The sequence below is a fragment of the Herpetosiphon gulosus genome, from assembly GCF_039545135.1.
Lineage (GTDB): Bacteria > Chloroflexota > Chloroflexia > Chloroflexales > Herpetosiphonaceae > Herpetosiphon > Herpetosiphon gulosus.
In genome coordinates this window covers 138,170-157,187 of record NZ_BAABRU010000004.1, presented here as the reverse complement: position 1 = coordinate 157,187, position 19,018 = coordinate 138,170, and the positions used below count along the sequence as shown (strand labels likewise).

Annotated in this window: 23 protein-coding genes; 14 read left to right on the top strand and 9 right to left on the bottom strand. The window is 51.5% G+C overall.

The genetic code is table 11. From position 1 onward, the window contains the following. Positions 1-38: 38 nt before the first annotated feature. Positions 39-1,529, bottom strand: a complete 1,491-nt coding sequence (gene glpK / locus ABEB26_RS06490) for a glycerol kinase GlpK (protein WP_345721157.1) — start codon at positions 1,527-1,529, stop codon at positions 39-41. A gap of 344 nt (positions 1,530-1,873) precedes the next feature. Here glpK and ABEB26_RS06485 point away from each other — a divergent pair, with 344 nt between their 5' ends. Continuing rightward, a complete protein-coding gene (locus ABEB26_RS06485) occupies positions 1,874-2,488 on the top strand; it encodes a hypothetical protein (protein WP_345721156.1) in 615 nt (204 codons plus the stop codon). Here the strand turns inward: ABEB26_RS06485 and ABEB26_RS06480 are convergent. The 5 genes from ABEB26_RS06480 to ABEB26_RS06460 are packed head-to-tail and all read right to left on the bottom strand — an operon-like array spanning position 2,485 to position 7,851. Further along, complete coding sequence (locus ABEB26_RS06480) at positions 2,485-3,786, bottom strand: DUF4129 domain-containing protein (RefSeq protein WP_345721155.1); 1,302 nt, start codon at positions 3,784-3,786, stop codon at positions 2,485-2,487. The genes ABEB26_RS06485 and ABEB26_RS06480 overlap by 4 nt on opposite strands. Beyond that, positions 3,783-4,970: a DUF58 domain-containing protein gene (locus ABEB26_RS06475; RefSeq protein WP_345721154.1), complete on the bottom strand. Its 1,188-nt coding sequence runs from the start codon at positions 4,968-4,970 to the stop codon at positions 3,783-3,785. The genes ABEB26_RS06480 and ABEB26_RS06475 overlap by 4 nt, the downstream gene beginning before the upstream one ends. Further along, a complete protein-coding gene (locus ABEB26_RS06470) occupies positions 4,967-5,920 on the bottom strand; it encodes an AAA family ATPase (protein WP_345721153.1) in 954 nt (317 codons plus the stop codon). The genes ABEB26_RS06475 and ABEB26_RS06470 overlap by 4 nt, the downstream gene beginning before the upstream one ends. 21 nt (positions 5,921-5,941) lie before the next feature. After that, positions 5,942-7,141: a sensor histidine kinase gene (locus tag ABEB26_RS06465; RefSeq protein ID WP_345721152.1), complete on the bottom strand. Its 1,200-nt coding sequence runs from the start codon at positions 7,139-7,141 to the stop codon at positions 5,942-5,944. Then, on the bottom strand, positions 7,141-7,851 hold the full coding sequence (locus ABEB26_RS06460) for a response regulator transcription factor (RefSeq protein ID WP_012188360.1): 711 nt from the start codon (positions 7,849-7,851) through the stop codon (positions 7,141-7,143). The genes ABEB26_RS06465 and ABEB26_RS06460 overlap by 1 nt, the downstream gene beginning before the upstream one ends. A gap of 445 nt (positions 7,852-8,296) precedes the next feature. Between ABEB26_RS06460 and ABEB26_RS06455 the strand changes: the two genes are divergently transcribed. After that, positions 8,297-8,662, top strand: a complete 366-nt coding sequence (locus tag ABEB26_RS06455; protein ID WP_345721151.1) for an STAS domain-containing protein — start codon at positions 8,297-8,299, stop codon at positions 8,660-8,662. A 95-nt stretch (positions 8,663-8,757) separates the two neighbouring features. On the opposite strand, the gene ABEB26_RS06450 is transcribed toward ABEB26_RS06455, so the two are convergent. From ABEB26_RS06450 to ABEB26_RS06440, 3 genes are all read right to left on the bottom strand, one after another. Then, a complete protein-coding gene (locus tag ABEB26_RS06450) occupies positions 8,758-9,777 on the bottom strand; it encodes a ferritin family protein (protein ID WP_345721150.1) in 1,020 nt (339 codons plus the stop codon). 68 nt (positions 9,778-9,845) lie between these two features. Next, positions 9,846-10,382: an HAAS signaling domain-containing protein gene (locus tag ABEB26_RS06445; RefSeq protein ID WP_345721149.1), complete on the bottom strand. Its 537-nt coding sequence runs from the start codon at positions 10,380-10,382 to the stop codon at positions 9,846-9,848. Further along, positions 10,366-10,701, bottom strand: coding sequence for a PadR family transcriptional regulator (locus ABEB26_RS06440; protein WP_012188291.1), 336 nt, complete (start codon positions 10,699-10,701; stop codon positions 10,366-10,368). The genes ABEB26_RS06445 and ABEB26_RS06440 overlap by 17 nt, the downstream gene beginning before the upstream one ends. A 182-nt stretch (positions 10,702-10,883) precedes the next feature. On the opposite strand from ABEB26_RS06440, the gene ABEB26_RS06435 reads away from it, so the two are divergent. The 12 genes from ABEB26_RS06435 (at position 10,884) to ABEB26_RS06380 (ending at position 19,015) form a co-directional block, all read left to right on the top strand. Then, positions 10,884-11,240, top strand: coding sequence for a hypothetical protein (locus ABEB26_RS06435; protein ID WP_345721148.1), 357 nt, complete (start codon positions 10,884-10,886; stop codon positions 11,238-11,240). Then, positions 11,240-12,280 (top strand): Gfo/Idh/MocA family protein, encoded by a 1,041-nt coding sequence (locus tag ABEB26_RS06430; RefSeq protein ID WP_345721147.1) that lies wholly within the window; start codon positions 11,240-11,242, stop codon positions 12,278-12,280. Before ABEB26_RS06435 ends, ABEB26_RS06430 begins: the two co-directional genes overlap by 1 nt. 18 nt (positions 12,281-12,298) lie before the next feature. Further along, positions 12,299-12,646, top strand: a complete 348-nt coding sequence (locus tag ABEB26_RS06425; protein WP_345721146.1) for a hypothetical protein — start codon at positions 12,299-12,301, stop codon at positions 12,644-12,646. Positions 12,647-12,929: 283 nt separating this feature from the next. Next, positions 12,930-13,505: a 16S rRNA (guanine(966)-N(2))-methyltransferase RsmD gene (gene rsmD / locus ABEB26_RS06420; RefSeq protein WP_345721145.1), complete on the top strand. Its 576-nt coding sequence runs from the start codon at positions 12,930-12,932 to the stop codon at positions 13,503-13,505. Positions 13,506-13,511: 6 nt separating this feature from the next. Continuing rightward, positions 13,512-14,009 carry a pantetheine-phosphate adenylyltransferase gene (gene coaD / locus ABEB26_RS06415; protein ID WP_345721144.1) on the top strand — a complete coding sequence of 166 codons (498 nt, stop codon included), beginning with the start codon at positions 13,512-13,514 and terminating at the stop codon, positions 14,007-14,009. After that, a complete protein-coding gene (locus tag ABEB26_RS06410) occupies positions 14,006-14,518 on the top strand; it encodes a hypothetical protein (protein ID WP_012188297.1) in 513 nt (170 codons plus the stop codon). Before coaD ends, ABEB26_RS06410 begins: the two co-directional genes overlap by 4 nt. Positions 14,519-14,585: 67 nt before the next feature. Continuing rightward, positions 14,586-15,122, top strand: coding sequence for a YceD family protein (locus ABEB26_RS06405; protein WP_012188298.1), 537 nt, complete (start codon positions 14,586-14,588; stop codon positions 15,120-15,122). Between the two features lie 6 nt (positions 15,123-15,128). Continuing rightward, on the top strand, positions 15,129-15,320 hold the full coding sequence (rpmF, locus tag ABEB26_RS06400; protein ID WP_012188299.1) for a 50S ribosomal protein L32: 192 nt from the start codon (positions 15,129-15,131) through the stop codon (positions 15,318-15,320). A 120-nt stretch (positions 15,321-15,440) separates the two neighbouring features. Beyond that, positions 15,441-16,427: a beta-ketoacyl-ACP synthase III gene (locus ABEB26_RS06395; protein WP_345721143.1), complete on the top strand. Its 987-nt coding sequence runs from the start codon at positions 15,441-15,443 to the stop codon at positions 16,425-16,427. Positions 16,428-16,556: 129 nt separating this feature from the next. Next, positions 16,557-17,489: an ACP S-malonyltransferase gene (gene fabD / locus ABEB26_RS06390; RefSeq protein WP_345721142.1), complete on the top strand. Its 933-nt coding sequence runs from the start codon at positions 16,557-16,559 to the stop codon at positions 17,487-17,489. 23 nt (positions 17,490-17,512) lie between these two features. After that, positions 17,513-18,262: a 3-oxoacyl-[acyl-carrier-protein] reductase gene (gene fabG, locus ABEB26_RS06385; RefSeq protein ID WP_345721141.1), complete on the top strand. Its 750-nt coding sequence runs from the start codon at positions 17,513-17,515 to the stop codon at positions 18,260-18,262. Between the two features lie 9 nt (positions 18,263-18,271). Continuing rightward, positions 18,272-19,015, top strand: a complete 744-nt coding sequence (locus ABEB26_RS06380) for an SDR family oxidoreductase (RefSeq protein WP_345721140.1) — start codon at positions 18,272-18,274, stop codon at positions 19,013-19,015. Positions 19,016-19,018: the final 3 nt, after the last annotated feature.

Below are 19,018 nucleotides of genomic sequence, written 5' to 3'. Positions count from 1 at the left end.
GCCGCTGATTTGGCTAGTATCAAGACGGATTAGGTAGCTTAATCTTGCCAATTGAGCGTGCGTTGCACTGCTTTATTCCATTGTGCATATAAGCTATCACGCTGATCGCTGCTCATTTGTGGCTCCCAACGTTTGCTTTCGCTCCAATTGGCGCGTAATTCAGCTGGATTCGCCCAGTAGCCAACGGCCAAACCCGCAGCGTAGGCTGCCCCTAAGGCGGTGGTTTCGGCAACTTTGGGCCGCACAACTGGCACACCCAAAATATCAGCCTGAAATTGCATAAGCAATTCATTCGCCACCATTCCGCCATCAACTTTGAGCGCAGTCAACTCAACCCCTGAATCTTGGGCCATGGCGCTGACGACTTCGCGGGTTTGGTAGGCAGTCGCTTCAAGTGCCGCCCGTGCAATATGCGCTTTGTTGGCATAGCGGGTTAGCCCAACCAACACTCCCCTCGCATCGGAGCGCCAATGGGGGGCAAACAAGCCCGAAAAGGCGGGCACAAGGTACACGCCACCGTTATCAGCCACACTGGCAGCCAATGGTTCAACCTCAGCCGCGCTGTGAATAATTCCCAAATTATCGCGTAGCCATTGCACCAACGAGCCAGTTACCGCGATTGAGCCTTCTAAGGCCCACGTTGGCTGCTGGCCAAAATGATAGGCTGGCGTGGTGATCAAGCCATGGCGCGATTGCACCAAGCGTTCGCCAGTATTGAGCAGCATAAAATTGCCAGTGCCATAGGTATTTTTGGCTTCGCCAACTTCAAAACACACTTGCCCAACCGTCGCAGCCTGTTGATCGCCCAAAATTCCCGCCAACGGCACGCCATCGAGTTGGCCGCGACATGGGCCATATACCTCGCTTGAGGATCGCACGCTGGGCAACATGCTGCGCGGAATTCGAAAAATTTCCAATAGTTCAGCATCCCAATCACCAGTCGCGAGGTTGAGCAGCAAGGTGCGTGAGGCATTGGTGGTGTCGGTGATGTGTAAACCGCCATGTGGACCGCCCGTCAGCCACCAAGCCACAAAACAATCGATCGTGCCAAACAACAGATCGCCAGCCTCAGCTGCTGCCTGTGCACCCTCAACCTGATCAAGTAGCCAACGAATTTTGGTAGCCGAAAAGTAGGTCGCCAAGGGCAAGCCTGTTTGCGCTCGAAAACGATCTTGGCCGCCGTCGGCAGCAAATTGGCGCACAAGCGAATCAGTGCGGGTATCTTGCCAGACCAACGCATTGTAAATTGCCTTGCCTGTGTGACGATCCCAAATGACGGTTGTTTCGCGCTGATTGGTAATGCCCAGCGCCGCCAGATCAGTTTTTTCAATGTTGGCCGCTGCCAATGCTCCAGCGATCACGCCCTGCGTGCGTTGCCAAATCTCGGCGGGATTATGCTCGACCCAGCCTGGCTGCGGGAAAATCTGGGTATGCTCACGTTGATCAACCCCGACAACATTGCCATTGTGATCGAAAACCATACAGCGCGTGCTAGTTGTGCCTTGGTCGAGTGCCGCAATATACTGCATACAACATTACCTCATTGTAATACATGGGCTAGGGGTCAGGGACTAGGGACAAGGCATTAGATTTTTGTAACCATGAAGAACATGAAGGGAGATGAGGCTATTGGCGCTAGGCTATCGGAACATGTGATGGTTTTTCCAATCAATCTCCGATAGCCAAAAGTCGATAGCCTTAACGCTCTGTGCCTCTGTGTTAATGCCTAAACCCTTATGCTTCCAACCTAGCCCCTGAATCCTGACCTCTGATCCCTTCGTCCTGTCATCGCTTTGTAACCTTAACCGATTGAATCCATGGTTGGCAAGCCTTAGGCTAAACCTCACAGCTATCGTTTTAGGAGGGACGGCATATGGCCTTAGCAACCTTTCGACTTAACTTCCTACCGCGCCTCCGTGATGGTCGGCAAATTCGGCGTTATCGTCACCACTTGCTTGAGGGCGAGAGTTTGGTTGGTTCACAACCATTGTTGCCCCATTTGCAACGTTTGCCGCTGCAATTTCAACAAGTTGAGGGCGGCCCATCGATGACTTTGCGCGATGCCCTACGCGAAACTCCGCGTTTGGCCTTGATCGAGCCTGGTTCGCGTTCGCTGGCGATGCGCCAATTATGTTTGCAATGGGCACGCGGTGCTCAATTACCAACCGCCTATTTGCCGTTACTCTATCAGGTGCAACAGCCGCTCAGCCGCCTAACCCAGCCACTGCCTTTGCTGCACCAAGAGATTGAGAAGCTGGGCTTTGCCATGACCGAATTGGCCGTCAAACGCGGTTTGGCCGCAGGTTTATGGTTGTTATTAATCGAAGGCTGGGATCAACTCAACAATAGCGATCAACAGCGTTGGTCACATTGGATCAGCAGTTGGCTCGAACGCTATCCAGCGTTATCGATGATGCTTTCAACCAGCAAACCCCAAACGATTCCGCAGCAATTTGCCTTGTGGCATAGTGTGCAATGGCGTTTCTAGGGCTGCTGCTTTTGGATGGTTTTTAGGGCTTGCTCAGCGCGAGCTACGGCCTCGGCATCAAGTTGCTCGGCATACCGGGCTTGGGTATAGATAGCTGTTAGTTCATCAATCGCTGGCTCGTTGGTTGGTTGTTGTTGTGCATACCCACGCCCATATTCGTGAGCGGTTTGATGTTTGCTACGTGGTTGGCCATGATCTTCGCCCAACTCCAAAAATTGAGTATAAATCCGCCGTACTTTTTGCACCTGCGGATCGTTGGTATCAAGTTTCCATGGTTTTTTGCGCCGAAAACGCTCTAAAAGTTGCTCACGTAGGCTATCGAACGACCAAATCGATTGCTCGATTACCACTTCGCCTTGGGCAATCGGCTTGGTTTCAAAATTGCGCAACCAGTGTACCACTCGATAAATTAGCCAAGCAATCATCAGCAAGAGAATAATTGCCACCCCAATATTCAGCAGGTCGCCGAGCAACGAACTTACTTGACTGGTTTCTTCAGGCATTAGGCTTGAGGGATCGGCTGCTTGAGGCATGCTTGGCTCAATTGGTGGGCGTTGATTGGGCTTGAATGATGGAATCAGCCAGCCAACCAACCACGATAAGGCTACAGCTAACCCTCCAGCAATTAGTACCAAACCATCCATAAATGCGCCCAGAATCAGGCCTAAGATGCTGCGCTGACCGTCAGCAACTCCAAACACGAGCAAGGGAATTCCTACCAGTGCCAAGGTAAATAGGCTGCTCCAGCCCAACATCGGCGGGGTTTGCAACTCAGCTTGGTTGCTCTGATCGAGCATAATCGCAAATAAACATGCCGCTACAAACGCCAAGGCTTGAATAATAAAAAGTTGAAGCAACCCTGGTTGCTCTAATGCGCCACGGGTCATCACTGGGCCAAGCGCCACAAATGCCACCAATACACCTAGTCCGCGCCAAAAGAGTTGTTGCAACCAATCATGGTTCCATTGATCAGAGTTGATTGCCCGCGACATCAAAAAGCCTGCCCCAAAACCACTCAAGACCAATTCTTGGCCACTGCGTTCAGTCCGTATCCAAAGCCAGCCAACCATGGCGATCCCAATCGCGCTGGCAGCAGTAATGATCGCGCTGCGCTGACGCAAACGTTGGCGCAAACTAGCCATTGTGATCATGCCAAACAGGAAAATTGGCCAGCGCCAGACCGTGCTTGGTTGATCGCCAACACTATCAAGGCTATTCAGCACAACGCTAATCAAGCTGCTATAGGCGATGCAGGCGCTGAGCAAAACGATTAATTTGGCGCTCTGACGATTGATCATGGCTCCCTCTGGTGACTATGAATCAGCTTAACTCCGCCAACTTTCGGGGCATGCTGGCCCAAATACAGCCAAACGGGGGCATAGCCATATTCGCGCAAACGAGTCAAGGCGCTGCGATGGGCCGGCGTATCCACCGCACTAATTAGCAAAACCGTCGCACCTAGCGGCAAACGCGATTGCTCGCGCCCAATAAATTTGGCAATTTCTAGCCGCGAGTAGAGCGACATTTGGGCCAATACTTCTAAGATGGCGCTGGCTTGTTTGGGGCTACGATTGGGGGGCAGTTGGATGGCGGTGTTGCCTTCAACCAGCGCTGCATTCGACCATAAACCAACCGCATGCCCTGCTTTGTGCAAAGCGCTACAAACCGTTGCCGCCATACTAATTAAACGTTCGCCCTGAAATTTATTCACCCCAAGATACGAGGGCACAATCGTTTCGATATCGAGAATACACATCACGGTCAGCGCCGTAACTGGCTCGTAAATGCGAGTTTGCAATTGGCCCCGCCGCGCCGTCGCCGTCCAATGAATGCTTTTGAGCGGGTCGCTTTGGGTATAATCGCGGATACCAATTGGCACAACTGGGTCGGTCAGCAAGCGTTGCGATGCACGAATCGTGCCTAATAATTCGCGTAAAGGCAAGCCCAACTCTGGTTCCGTCAGCAAGCGAGGGTAGACGATCAAGCGATCAATCTCATTAATGGTTGCGCGACTCGTACTCAAGCCAAGTGGATCGCTGGCGCTCAAATTGGCTGGGCCAAAACGGTGCAAACCCCGTTGTGGGCAGAGAATTGTATATTGACGAGTTACTTGTTGATAGCTGCTGATGCCAAACGCCCGCGCTAGCACTCGATAATTGGGGCTAGCAGCGGGCTGGGTTTCAATTTGCTCAAGTGTAATGCCAACTGGCACTAAATCGTGCAGATTAACAAATGGCAAGGGCAAGAATTTGCGATTGCTAAGGGTAATGCTGAGGGTGGTGCGGTTATCGGGAAAAAGATGGGTATGGCCTAGCTCACGTCGATAATCAACATGCCGAAACATGCGCCATTCCCATAATTCGACCGCGAGCAAGGCCATAATCCCCAGCATTGCAACCAAAGGCAACAGCGTCACATCGCTCAGCAAGCCAATAATCAAGAGCAAGACCAAAACAAATAAGCCTGCTCGTCGCCCTTTCATGCCCGTTCCTCAACTGGGGTTGCAATGCTTTTAACAACGTCGGCCAGAATTTTCTCAGGGCTACGTTGCGCCAAACGGGCTTCGGCATTCAAAATCAGCCGATGGGCCAAAACGCTGGGCACAAGCTGCTTAACATCATCAGGCAGCACAAAATCGCGGCCATGAATTAATGCCCAAGCCTGGGCTGCGCGAGTTAAGGCCAACGAGCCACGTGGGCTAGCACCCAACTCAATTTCACCATGCTCGCGGGTTGCTCGCACAATCGCAATTGCATAATTGCGCACTGCATCGCTCAGGTGCACAGTGCGCACCGCTTGAATTGCCGCCAACAGCTGGCTTTGATCGCTAACGGCCTGCATCGTTACCCATGGATTGCCTTGATTAAAGCGTTGGATAATTGCATGTTCTTCGGCTTCGCTGGGATAACCCAAATTGATTCGCAGCAAAAAGCGGTCGAGTTGGGCTTCGGGCAAGGGAAATGTGCCTTCTAATTCGATTGGATTTTGGGTGGCGAGCACCAAAAATGGCCGCGTTAATTGATGGGTTTCACCATCGATCGTAATGGTGGCTTCGGCCATGGCTTCGAGCAATGCCGATTGGGTGCGTGGCGTAGCACGGTTAATTTCATCGGCTAGCACAATATTGGCAAACAACGGCCCCGCTCGAAACTGAAACTCACTCAATTTTTGATTATAAAAATTTAGGCCAGTTACATCGCTGGGCAACAAGTCGGGCGTAAATTGCACCCGCCGAAATTGGCAATCAAGGCTTTGGGCGAGTGCTCGAATCAGGGTGGTTTTGCCCACACCTGGCACATCTTCCAATAGCACATGGCCTTCGCACAACAGGGCTGTTAGTAATAAATCGACGCTAGTTTGCTTGCCAACCACCACCTGTCCAACTTGCCGACGTAACTGTTCAGCCCATGTTTGAATGTTTAATCCCGTCATGATTTCCCTCAAACCACACAATTATTCATCGTCAACGACTGGCAGCGCCACGGTAAATGTACTACCGCGACCTTCGCTGCTAGCGACCCACACCACGCCGCCATGGCCTTCGACCAAGTGTTTGACAATGGCCAAACCCAAACCTGTGCCACCAACCCCGCGCGTCCGCGCTCGATCAACTTTATAGAAACGCTCGAAAATTCGCGGAATCGCCTCAGCCGGAATGCCCGCGCCAGTATCGTGAATCGCCATAATGACCCAGCGATTACTTGGCTCAAGCATGCGGCTAAGATGATGACCAAGCTCGCTGCGCGAACGCAAACCAGCTTCAATCGTAATCGTACCGCCAGCATCAGTCCATTTAACTGCATTATGCAACAAATTGAGCAGCACTTGGCTAATTCGATCGCGATCAACATAGACTTCGGGCAAGTCAGGCGCAATTGTCACCGCTACCCGTAGATCTTTGCGCTTGGCTTGCGGCTGAATGCGATTATTGGCGCGTTCGACAATATCTTCGACTGGAGTTGGCTGCAATTGCAAGGCTGTGCGACCCGATTCGATCTGCGAAAGTTCGTGCAATTCATCGACCAGCTGCATTACCGCATCAAGCTCAGTATCGACCTGCCCCAGCATGCGTTGGGCTAACTCAGGTGGTGGTTGGGTTGCTAAGGTTTCGACCAAGAGTTTGATCGAGGCCAGCGGCGTGCGCAACTCATGCGAAACATTCGCTACCAAATCGCGCCGCGCTCGTTCTAATAAACTCAGTTGGGTCAAATCGCGAGCTAGAATCAACGCGCCACTTTCGGGCAATGGCTCACACCAAATCCGAATTGTACGATTCGAAAGCACTGGTTGCAAGGTTACTTGCTGTGGGTCGCGCCGCCGAATCGATTGCTCGATCATCGTATCGGCCTGATAATCGCGCACCAAGGTGATCACGCTATGATTGACCACCGCATTGGCACTGACCCCAAATAATTTAGCCGCAACATCGTTACAATAACGAATGGTGCGGCCATCATTGACGACAATCACGCCTGCATCAAGCGCGGCGCTGAGCGTGCGAAACAACTGATTAAACGGATCGGCTGGTGGGGTTGGGGCAACCACAGGCCGATTGCGTAAATAGGCCAGTTCACGGCGGAGATTGCGTTGACCATGCCAGCCCCAAAGCAACGCGATGATCGTTGTCAACGCCAACAGCACAATCCAAGTCATTAGTTTTTGCGCTCGCTACGGCTAAGTTGATCATTAAAGCGATAGCCAATCCCACGCACCGTTTGAATATAAATTGGGTTGCTGGGATCTACTTCAACTTTCTCACGCAGCCAACGCACATGCACATCGACCGTGCGCGAATCGCCTGGAAAATCGTAGCCCCAAACCCGTTCAAGCAGCAAATCGCGGGAGAGCGCCATGCCACGGTTGCGCATCAAACACACCAACAGGTCAAATTCCTTCTGGGCGAGGGTAATTTCGTTGTTATCGCGAAACACCCGGCGGCTCCCAGTATCGACCTTAAGATTGGCGGCGGTCAGCAATTCGCGTTCAACCCCGGTTGGTTGGCGGTCGGTGCGGCGCAAAATCGCCCGCACGCGGGCCAGCAATTCGCCAAGGCTAAATGGCTTGATTACATAATCATCAGCGCCCAATTCCAAGCCCGCAATCCGATCAACTTCATCTTGGCGGGCGGTCAGCATCATAATTGGAATATTGGTTTCACGGCGCAAAATTCGACAGACTGAAAAGCCATCGAGTTTCGGCAACATCACATCTAAAATCAGCAAATCGGGCTGTTCAGCCCGGGCCAAATCCAGCCCTGTCACTCCATCGGAAGCAGAAAGCACGGTATAGCCTTCGCGTTCAAGGTTGTAACGGAGCGTATCGGCGAGCAGGGCTTCATCTTCTACAAGCAATATTGTGGACATAGATTGTTAGCACCATTGGGTATATACAATCAGCAAGGGGCGAATGCCCGCTGCTATTGTACCATTATCGCAAGTATGAAGGGTGCGGGATCAGGGGCTAGGTGTCAGGGAGCAGATTTGAGCCCGAAGATCACAAAGAACGAAACCACGAAGCACACGAAGCACACGAAGGCTCAGTTTTTTAGCCCCAGATTATCACAAATTAATCTGATGATGCTTCGGTCTCTAGCCTCTGACCTCTGATCCCTGAATCCTGACCCCTCACATCGCTCTGCGCCTCTGCGTTAAATCTCTCCCCTGATCCCCAATTCTATGTTCTATGTTCTTTGCTTGATGTTCTTAGGAATTTGTCATCAAAAATTCATGCAGCTTGGTTGCCAAAAATCGTCTGCTCAACTATGATCATGTCAGAGTTGGCCGCGTTGACCAACCTAGGAGATCTATTATGAGCGATGTACAAGCGGTAATTCGACGAGAAGAGTGGGATGATGTCGTGCTGTTGCATATTCTGACCAACAGCGTCGATGCGGTCTCGGCAGCAACGATCGAGCATGCCTGTACCCAAATGAAACCAATTACTGTTTTAGATTTTGCTGATGTGGCGTTTATCAACTCGGCGGGCATTTCGGTGCTACTGAAGTTTGTGGTCGCTGCTCGCAAGAATGGCTATAAAGTCTTTTGTTTACACGTCAGCCCACACCATCAAAAAATCTTCAAGATGGTCGAGATGACGCGCTTTATGCCAGTGATCGAAGAACAAGATTTGGCGGCCTACACCAACACCCAACAATCATCAATCTCCAATTCTTAACGTTCTTCTTCGTTCTTGTTGCGTGATGAGCGCTGGGTTAAATAGCAAGCGCAGGCAATCATTACTGCCTGCGCTCTGGCGTTTAATCGCAATGATTAAGCGGCTTCAATTTCAGCGTCTGGTTGCATCGAAATCACGAATTCGCCATCGCGGCCAATTGCAACGTGTTCAGGGCCAAGGCCAGTTGGCAGCAGTTTGGCTTGTTGAACGGCTCGTTCGAGGGCACGTTTATTGTTGAAGCCCATAGCATCGAGCACTGGATTGGCCACAAAACGACCATGTTTGAGTGGCGTGTAGAGTTTGGTGCGTTCCAATGAGGCTTTCAGTTCCTCGGCATTGGGCAAAATATGTAGCGCTGGCATGTTGAAGCCATTCAGCACCCGAAACACCATATCCAGCGTTTCATAAGGCAAATAGCGCTTGTAAATATCGATCACCCGCAGAAACATGCCGTGGTGAGCAATTTCATCAACCCCAACGATTTTGAAGGCGGCAGCAGCGCCAATTTGCTTGCCACGTTTGCGTTCTTCTTCAGTGGTTTGTTCGGGCAAGCCATACTCGCTGCGAATCCGTTTGCGTAGTTCTTCATAATTAAAATAGGTAGCGCGTTCTTGAACCATCGCATAGGCTGCAACCCCCAAGGGCGTGTCAAAGCCAGGATGATTTTCATACATCGTCCAGCGATGCTCAGCAACTTGATCGCGATAGGTTTCTAATTGCTCTTTGGTGCGGCGACCTGAGTGCAACAGCACCAATTCCCAAGCCTCGGCATGCTTAGATTCTTCAGCGCCCCATTGCAATTGAATATTGCGGCGTTCACGCTTGCCGTGCACAATATTGATTGTGTCCTCGACATAATCGCCGACATAATCTTCAACGCCCAAGAAACTTTCAACTAGGGTCACAGTATCTTCGCTGAGCATGTGACCATATTGTTCCATCTCGCGCAACGGCAAATCATCCCATGGCAACCAGTTGCGGGTTTTAACGGCTTTGCGAAAATATTCGATATAAGCTAATTTTACTTCTTCGGCGATCGCACGCTCGCGGGCTTCGCGGGTCCATGGGCCATTGATAACTAGCGGGGTTATAGGGGGTTGTTGTTCGTGTAACACAGATCCACTCCTTGAATTTTAGGCACACTAAAGAAACCCCGACGAGACGGGGCAGCCATGTTAGCGGCTTAATACGTCCGTTGTAGTCGGGTTCCTGTCCACAACAACAAAGGGCCGAAAATGAGATAGAAGCTGCTGAAGCTGATCACGGATGGTAGGCCGATTAACGTTAGGCCGGTGCTACCACTCCAAAAGAGCCATTGGCCGATGGTTTGTTTGGGCAGCCAAATCCCTACAACTGAGAGAATTGAACAGACCGCCGCTGTTCCGCCAAGAATGAAGGCCAAGAGATTGCCATCGAACCATGGAAAGACAAACGAAAGCACAATCGCGATGCTGGCAATCACGGTGGCAATAATCATCATGGTGCGATGTTTGGCGGCCTCGCGTTTGGCCGAGCGATGGATGCGCTTGAGCTTGCGCCCAAATTGATCGGCCTGAAATGGCAAACCTAAGCGTAAAATCTGATCGTCGGCGGTTGGGTCAGCGGCAGCATCGTCGTAGTGCGAGCGTAATTCGCGCAAAATCGCTTCACGTTCGGCAAGGCTGAGCGCTGCTAATTCTTGTTCGAGTTCAGCAAAATAGCTATCATTGGGACGGTGCATCGGAGACCACCTTTGAAACTGCGGCACTAAATCGACTCCATTGGGCACGGCGTTCGTCTAAGACAGCCTGACCAGCCGCTGTTATGCGATAGTAGCGGCGATCAACCCCATCTTCGCGCCGTTGCCAAAAGCCTTCGATCATCCCCTCTTTTTCCAACCGATGGAGCGCCGGATATAACGACCCCTCTTTGAGATCAATTACATCGTCGGTGAGCGCACGAATTTCCTTCGCGATTAGGTAGCCATACATTGGGCCTTGCTCGACCAGCGCCATTAGCATCAAACCGAGGCTACCTTTAAGAAGTTCACGTTCAAACATAGGCTACCTTGCGATAAAGGATACTTTGTAATACAAGGTATAGAATAATAGATCTGAAGGCTGCTTGTCAAACATGCAAATTTGGCCCATGATTAACCATAATCAATCCGATTGGTTCGGTAGGCATGGCCCATTGTGTGCTACAGTATTACTAGCCATGCTTTGACTTAGAGGAGCACGCTATGACTCGTGTTGATTGGTTCGTTTTCGGCTTTTTAGCGGTGTTTGCTGTTCTTGTGTTGTTTGTTTTTCGCAAGCGCTGGCAAGGTGCTTTGGGCTGGCTAACGCTGGCAAGTGCCTTTGTGAGCGGCTTGGTTTATACCCGCAACGCTGAAGGCCTGTTTGGTTCGGTGGTGATCGCGGTTGCTGCCGTGATTGGGGTTGGCTTGGTTGGCTTCGATTATTATCGCTTTGAACGCCCCAAGCGCCGTGCTCGGCTTGAAGCTGATGATCCATTAACCCCACCATCGCCCTTTAAAATTCGTCGTCGCCCAACCTTGATGCAACGTCGGCGCTTCCAGCGTGAGGCTCGTCATTAATGAAAACGATCAGGTTAGGAGTGCTTGGAGCGGGTTTGGCGGTCAAACATTTGCATCTACCAGCGCTCAAAGCATTACCAAATTGCTTTGAAATTGTTAGCATTTGCGATCATAATCGAGCCAATGCTGAGGCGCTGGCAGGCTTGCTCGATCTCCACCCAACGATCACTGATTCGTGGGTGGATTTCTTTGCCGATTCGCAGATCGAGGCAGTATTAATTTCGTTGCCAATTCAGCGTAATGCCGAGGCGATTCAAGCGGCGGTCGCGGCAGGCAAACATGTAATTTGTGAAAAACCTTTGGCTGCCAATTTGCCGCAGGCCGAAGCTTTAGTTGCAGCCTGTCAGCATGCCCCAGTCAAAATATTGATTGCCGAAAATTTTCACTATCGCGATGACCTCAAGCAAGCCCGCGCTTGGATGGATGCTGGCACGATTGGCGATTTAGTGTTGATTGAACTTCGTGCCACCTTCTGGAGCGATCCAAATCAAGGTTTTGGGGCAACCCCTTGGCGACATGATCATCAATATCGTGGGGCTGTCTTGGCCGATGCTGGAGTGCATCAAGCTGCGTTATTGCGCGAACTGGGCGGGCCAATCGAAAGCGCCCATGCCTTTATTAAGGATGTGCATCCAGTGCTACGTGGCCCAGACACGATGGTGCTGAATTTGCGTTTTGCCTCAGGCGTGCTTGGTTCGTTGTGTTTTTCGGGCGCAGTGAAAACCGAAAATCCCTGTTTTGATTGGACGGTGGTGCATGGAACCCACGGTAGTATTACGATTCGTGGCGATCAGACGACATTATATCGGGCTGATGGTACAATAGAGCACTATCAAGCTCAAGATTTGCGCGGCTATATCAGCGAGTTTCGCAATTTTTATGCGGCGATTGTTGATGATGAGCCAATTGTGGCTAGTTTGGCTACCGCGCTGGCCGATTGGCGGTTGATCATGCGGGCAATCGATGCTGCTGAAGGTAATAGCGTGCAGCAAATCGACCCAATTGTGCCCTTGGCAAGCTTGAACGATCTTCCGAACTAAAACAAGGATTTCGATACAATGACTGAACAATGGCCTGATGATGCCGAACAAATTGGCAATTTAGTATTTGTGCCCAACCGCGAGTACCCCTATCCTTTTAAAGTAGCAGTACCACCGCGCTTTTGGATGGAAGAGCAAACTGGCGTTTTAGAAGCCGCAGTCGATGCCTATATGAATGGTGAACGGCTTGATGAAGCCCAATTAACTGCATTAAAACTCTATTTGACCCAATATGTTGAGCGAGCCGTGATGGCCCACGATGCCAATCGCCAAAAATATGTTGGGCTGATCAAAAAAATGCGCACCATCCACGATATTGAATCGATCGCCGACGAGCTAGCCGAATTTGGCGCAGAAGTCTTTTAGGAAAGTCAGAAGTCAGAAGTCAGAAGTCAGAAGTCAGAAGTCAGAAGTCAGAAGTTTCTGGTCTATAGATAATGGTTGATTGGGTTAATAAGAATTCTCATGCCCTCACCCCCTAGCCCCCTAGCCTGCACGCGAGCGAGGGGGAACCACCAAACCAAAAGCCCCTCTCCCGCCGCCGTGGGAGAGGGGTTGGGGTGAGGGAGTATGAACCATTTGATCTCTGGTTTAGACTCTTTTGACTTTTGCCCTTTGACTTTTGACTTTATTTACGGGGTTACTACCAATGCGGGTGATTACTGGCAGTGCCAAGGGGCGACAATTAAAAGGCCCACCGGATATTGGCACGCGCCCGATGCTGGATCGGGTCAAAGAATCGTTATTTGGCATTTTAGAGGGCTTTAATGCCTTTGAAGGCCGTGCCCTTGATTTATTTGCCGGCACTGGCTCGCTGGGCATCGAATGTTTATCGCGCGGGGCAGAATGGGCCGATTTTGTTGAAGCTCGCAGCCATGTTGCTGCCGTGACCAAAGACAACCTAAAAACGACCAAATTGGCTGAGCGAGCCAAAGTTTGGAACGTTTCGGTCGATAAATTTCTGCAAATCATCGACGAAAAAACAAAATATGCTATAATCCTGCTCGATCCGCCATATGCTATGGAAGGCATACCCGACCTTGTAGTGCGGGTTGCTGAACGCGGCATTTTAGATCCAAATGGCGTTTTAGTTTTAGGCCATTGGCCAAAGCTGGTGATGCCGCCCCAACTTGGGCCACTGAGTTTGCTAAAGCATCGGCGTATCGGCGATTCCTGCTTCTCAATTTATGAATTGAGCCCAGCGTTACCGCCGCAATCGGAGTAATCACCTGTGACTATTGCTGTCTACCCTGCAAGCTTCGACCCAATTACCAATGGACATCTTGATGTTGCGGCTCGCGCATCACGCTTGTTTGATGAGTTGGTCTTAGCGGTAGCTCATCGTCCGTACAAAAAGTTGCTATTTACTACTGAGCAACGGATTGCCATGATTCGCGAATCGGTAGCGCACCTGCCCAATGTGCGGGTGGATGCTTTTTCGAGTTTGGTTGTGGAGTATGCGCTCGATATTGGTGCAACCGTGTTGGTACGAGGCTTACGCGCTTCGACCGATTTCGAGCACGAGTTTCAAATGGCGCATATCAATCATCACTTGGCTCCCACGCTTGATACGGTCTGTTTGATGGCTGATCAACGCTTTACGTTGCTTAGCTCAAGCGCGGTACGCGAAATTGCGGCTTATGGCGGCGATGTTAGCTCATTTGTGCCAGCTCATATTGCCCTTGCGCTCAAGCAAGCCTATCAAACGCATGAGGAGTCACGCGCATGAGCGAACAATCCCAATGGGGAGAACAGCCCAGTGAACATCAGGAAGCAACCAGCGTGGAGCCAGTCGGGCAACACCAGCGCCCCCCAGAATATGCTGAGGCCGAGTTTGAGCGCCTGATTAACGAGTTGGAAGAGGTTTTAGCGAGTGGTGGCCGTGTGCCCTTGACCAGCCGATTAATGATCGACGAGAAGCAAGTCTTCGACATTATCGACCGGATGCGGGTTGCGGTTCCCAATGAATTACGCCAAGCACGCCAGATTGTGCGCGAACGCGACCAACTGATCGAGGCGACCAAAAAGAAAATTGCGATCACGCTCTCGGAACAGGGCATGCTTGAAATTGCCCAGCGTGAACGTAGCCGAATTATCGCCGAAGCCGAATCAGAAGCCGCCAAAGTGCGCTCTGAGGCCGATGAATATGCCCGACAAGTGTTGTTAAACCTTGAAGAACATATTGGCAAATCGCTGACGATTATTCAAAATGGCCTCGATGAACTGGGCGTAGTTTGACAGAGCGCGTTCTCGCGCCTATAATGTCACGTCGCTTGCGGGTTGAATTCCAGCAGGAGGTCACTGTATGTCATCCGAACTCCAATTCAATGTTTCCCAACTATTGCAAGAATATGTTGGGGCGACCCGCCAGTATACTTATGAAAACGAACAGCTTGATTTAGGTGATGGTAGCCGCCTGCGGATTACCGAAGGCGATGTCAAACTGACCCGCACCAAAAATGGGGTCTTAGTAGATGCTGCGATGAGCGGCAACGTCACTTTAGAATGCGTGCGATGCTTAAGCGATTTCAGCCAACCTGTTGAGTTCGATTTCGCCGAGGAATATTTCGCGACGGTTCATGCAACGACGGGCGCACCGTTGCCAGAACCAGAAGAGCCTGATGTGTTCAAAATTAACGGCAACCATTTGCTTGATCTTGGCGATGCTGCCCGTGAATACACGCTCATCAACTTACCTATCGCGCCGATTTGTCGCCCCGATTGTCGTGGTTTGTCGTTCGATGGCCAAAACCTCAACGATAACCCTGAAGCCGATAATTTGGACGATCAAGTGATCGATGAGCGCCTTGCCGCGCTCAAACAATTGCTGAAAGGAGCCTAGTTTCTCATGGGCGCATTGCCACGTCGTAAAATTACCCGCGAACAACGCGGGCACCGCCGCCAACATCTTGCTTTGACCGCACCTTCATTGTCGGCTTGTCCAAACTGTGGTGGCTATCGCCGCCCACATCGCGTTTGCTTGAACTGCGGTACCTACAAAGGTCGCCAATACCTCAAGAAGGACAATGCTGAAGCATAAGCCATGGTTGGCAGCGAAGCAGCGAAAGGGTCGAGACCAATGGTTCTCGTCCCTTTCGCATTTTAGGCGCGTTATTGTGCAGTGCAGCATGAAACGGCTTCACCACGGGAGTGTTTTGTAATGAATGCAGCTATTACTGGTTGGGGGCGCTACGCTCCCGATCGTGTGCTTACAAACCAAGAACTTGAACAAATTGTCGATACCAATGATGAATGGATTCAATCGCGTACCGGCATTCAGCGCCGCCATATCGTTGCCGAAGGCCAAGCTACCTCGGATATGTCGGCACGCGCCGCCCGGATTGCCCTTGATAAAGCTGGCGTAAAACCCGAAGAACTTGATTTGATTGTCGTGGCCACAACTTCGCCCGATTTACTTTTGCCCTCAACTGCCGCCTTAGTTCAAACCAAACTCGGCGCGATCAATGCTGGTGTGATGGATATGAATGCCGCATGCTGTGGCTTTTTATATGCCCTCAGCGCTGTCACAGCCATGATTCGCGGCGGCGGTGTGGGTAAAGTATTACTCTGCGGTGCAGAAACGATCTCGCCATTTTTAAATTGGCAAGATCGTAATACCTGCGTGATTTTCGGCGATGCTGCAGGGGCTGTCATCCTCGAAGCAACCGAACAAGAGCGCGGTTTGCAATCTTACAAGCTTGGGGCAATTCCCGATACTGCCGAATTATTGTGGATCAAAGCTGGCGCGACGCTGTACCCTGCAACTCACGAGCGGCTTGATCAGTCTGAACAATATATTCAGATGAATGGCTCGGAAGTGTTTAAGTATGCGGTGCGCTCAATGGTCGATAGTTCGTTGCATGTGTTGGCCCAAGTTGGCAAAACAACTGCCGATGTGCAATTGGTCGTGCCGCATCAAGCCAATTTACGCATTATCGAAGCCGTCGCTAAACGCCTGAATGTGTCGATGGATCAAGTCTTTGTCAATATTCAAGAATATGGCAATACTTCTGCTGCCACTCTGCCCGTAGCGATCGCCGAAGCCGCCGATGCTGGACGCATGCAGCCTGGCGATACGATTTTGTTGACTGCCTTTGGCGGCGGCCTGACCTGGGCTTCGGGCGTGTTGGTGTGGGGCGGAAAGTAGCGACGAGGGGTCAGGTGCTAGGGGTCAGGGATCAGTTTTTAGGCACGAATTATTTCGTTGCATTTCTAAATCTAAACCTGGCTCCTAGTCCCTAGCCCCTGACCCCTCGTAATAATAGAAAGATAACCAATGACAATCGGATTGCTTTTTCCAGGACAAGGCTCGCAAAAAATTGGCATGGGCCGCGAGGTCTATGAACAATCGCCAGCAGCACGCGCGATTTTTGCCGAAGCCGAAGCCGTGCTTGGTTTTGATCTAGCGGGCTTGTGCTTTGATGGGCCTGAAGCTGATTTAACTGCGACTGAAAATACCCAACCAGCCTTGCTGACAGTCAGCGTGGCCTTGTTGGCGGCAATTGCTGAGGCTGGCGTGGAGCTTCATCCAAGCATTGTTGCTGGTCATTCGTTGGGCGAATATAGTGCCTTGGTAGCCGCCAAGGCCCTCGATTTTGCCACGGCCCTGCGCTTGGTGCGCCAACGCGGTGAGTTGATGGCTCAAGCGAGCGAAGGCGCGATGGCCGCAGTAATTGGGCTTGATCTTGCGCCGCTCGAAGCAGTTTGCACCAATGTGAGCGAATTTGGCGCGTGTGTCGTGGCCAATCAAAATGCCCATGGCCAGTTGGTGATTAGCGGGGCCAGTGCGGCGGTTGCGGCGGCTAGTGAGCAAGCCAAAGCTGCTGGAGCCAAGAAAATTATGCCGTTGAATGTGAGTGCAGCATTTCACTCGCCCTTGATGGCGGCAACCGCTGCTGGTTTAGCGCCAGCGCTTGCGGCAGCAGCGATGAGCGCAGCCCACGTGCCATTGATTGCTAACAGCACGGCTCAGCCAATTCAGAGCGCCGAGGATCTTCGGGCTGAACTCATCGCCCAAATTACTGCGCCAGTGCGCTGGATTGCTACAATTGAGCAAGCTGCGGCCATGGGTGTGCAAACCGTGATTGAAATTGGCGCAGGGAGTGTGCTTACAGGCTTGGTCAAGCGGATCGATCCCAATTTGCAACGCCTGAATATTGCCAACTTTGATGACATAGCCAAGATTGGCGAGTACAATAACGCCCAGTAATGTAAGTGGGTGAGGCAGCTGCTATGCGGGGAATGCAAGACCATGTGGCGATTGTCACCGGAGCATCGCGCGGGATTGGCCGAGCGATTGCTTTGGAGCTAGCCAGTTGGGGCGTTAAAGTCGTTGTTAATTATCAATCAAGTGCCGCCAAAGCTGAGGCAGTGGTTGCCGAAATTCAAGCCGCTGGCGGGGTGGCGATGGCAATTCAGGCCGACGTAACTGATCAGCAATCGGTTGAGACGATGGTTACTCAAACCTTGGCTGAATGGGGTACGATTCAGATTCTGATCAATAACGCAGGCATCACCCGCGATAATCTCTTTCAGCGTTTGAAAGACGATGAGTGGGACGAGGTGATCAAGGCTGATCTGACCTCGGCATTTTTATGCACGCAAGCGGTGTTGCCAGCGATGCGAGCCAATCGCTATGGCCGTATCGTGAGCATTGCTTCGTTGGCAGGCTTGGCGGGCAATGTTGGCCAAACCAACTATGCAGCGGCCAAAATGGGCTTGGTTGGTTTTTCCAAGGCCGTGGCACGCGAAGTCACTTCCGATGGCATTGTGGTGAATGTGGTTGCACCTGGCTATATCGATACCGATTTTATCGACCACATTCCGCAATGGCTGCGAACCTGGGCGCTTGATGTGATTCCACTCAAACGCTTTGGCAAAGTTGAAGAAGTTGCGCCAGCGGTAGCCTTTCTGGCATCGCCTGCTGCATCGTATATTATTGGCCATGTGCTGACGATTGACGGCGGCTGGGTCATGCCATAGGGGTGCAGAATGAGTATTAACGATCAAGTGGCGATTGTCACAGGTGGCACTGGCGCGGTTGGGCGCGAAGTGGTTTCAGGGCTGATTCAACGCGGTGCACGGGTGGTTTTTTGCTATCGCCAGCGCGATGATTTGGCTGAAGAGATGTGCGATACGATTGCTGATGAGCAGCGTTTAATCGCGATCAAGGCCGATGTGCGCGATGCTGAAGCCATGAATAGCTTGGTTGAAGTGGCTGTGCGACGCTGGGAACGGCTCGATATGCTGATCACTGCCCATTCTGCGGTTAACAATGCTCCGGTGGCCGACATGACCCTTGAGCAATGGAACGAAGTGATGGATGTGATGCTGCGTGGCGTGACGCGGATTACCCGCGCCGTTTTGCGGCCAATGCAAAAAGCCCGTTACGGGCGAATTATCACGATTACTGGCTATCAGCCCTTAGCTGGCGGCCTAACCCAAGCCAATTATGCCGCCGCTCTGGGTGGGATTATCGGCTTTTCTAAATCGTTGGCGCGTGAGGTTGCACCATGGGGTATTACGGTGAATAGCGTTGCTCCAGGCCTGATCTCACGGCCCCATATGTCGAGTTTTGATCCAAGTTATATCCCATGGGCCACCAATATTGTGCCGTTGAAACGCTTAGGTGCACCTGCCGAAATTACCCCAGCAATTTTTATGCTGGCCAATCCTGAGGCGGGCTATATTACGGGCCAAGTGCTGCCAGTCGATGGCGGTTGGCGCATGGTTTAGTGT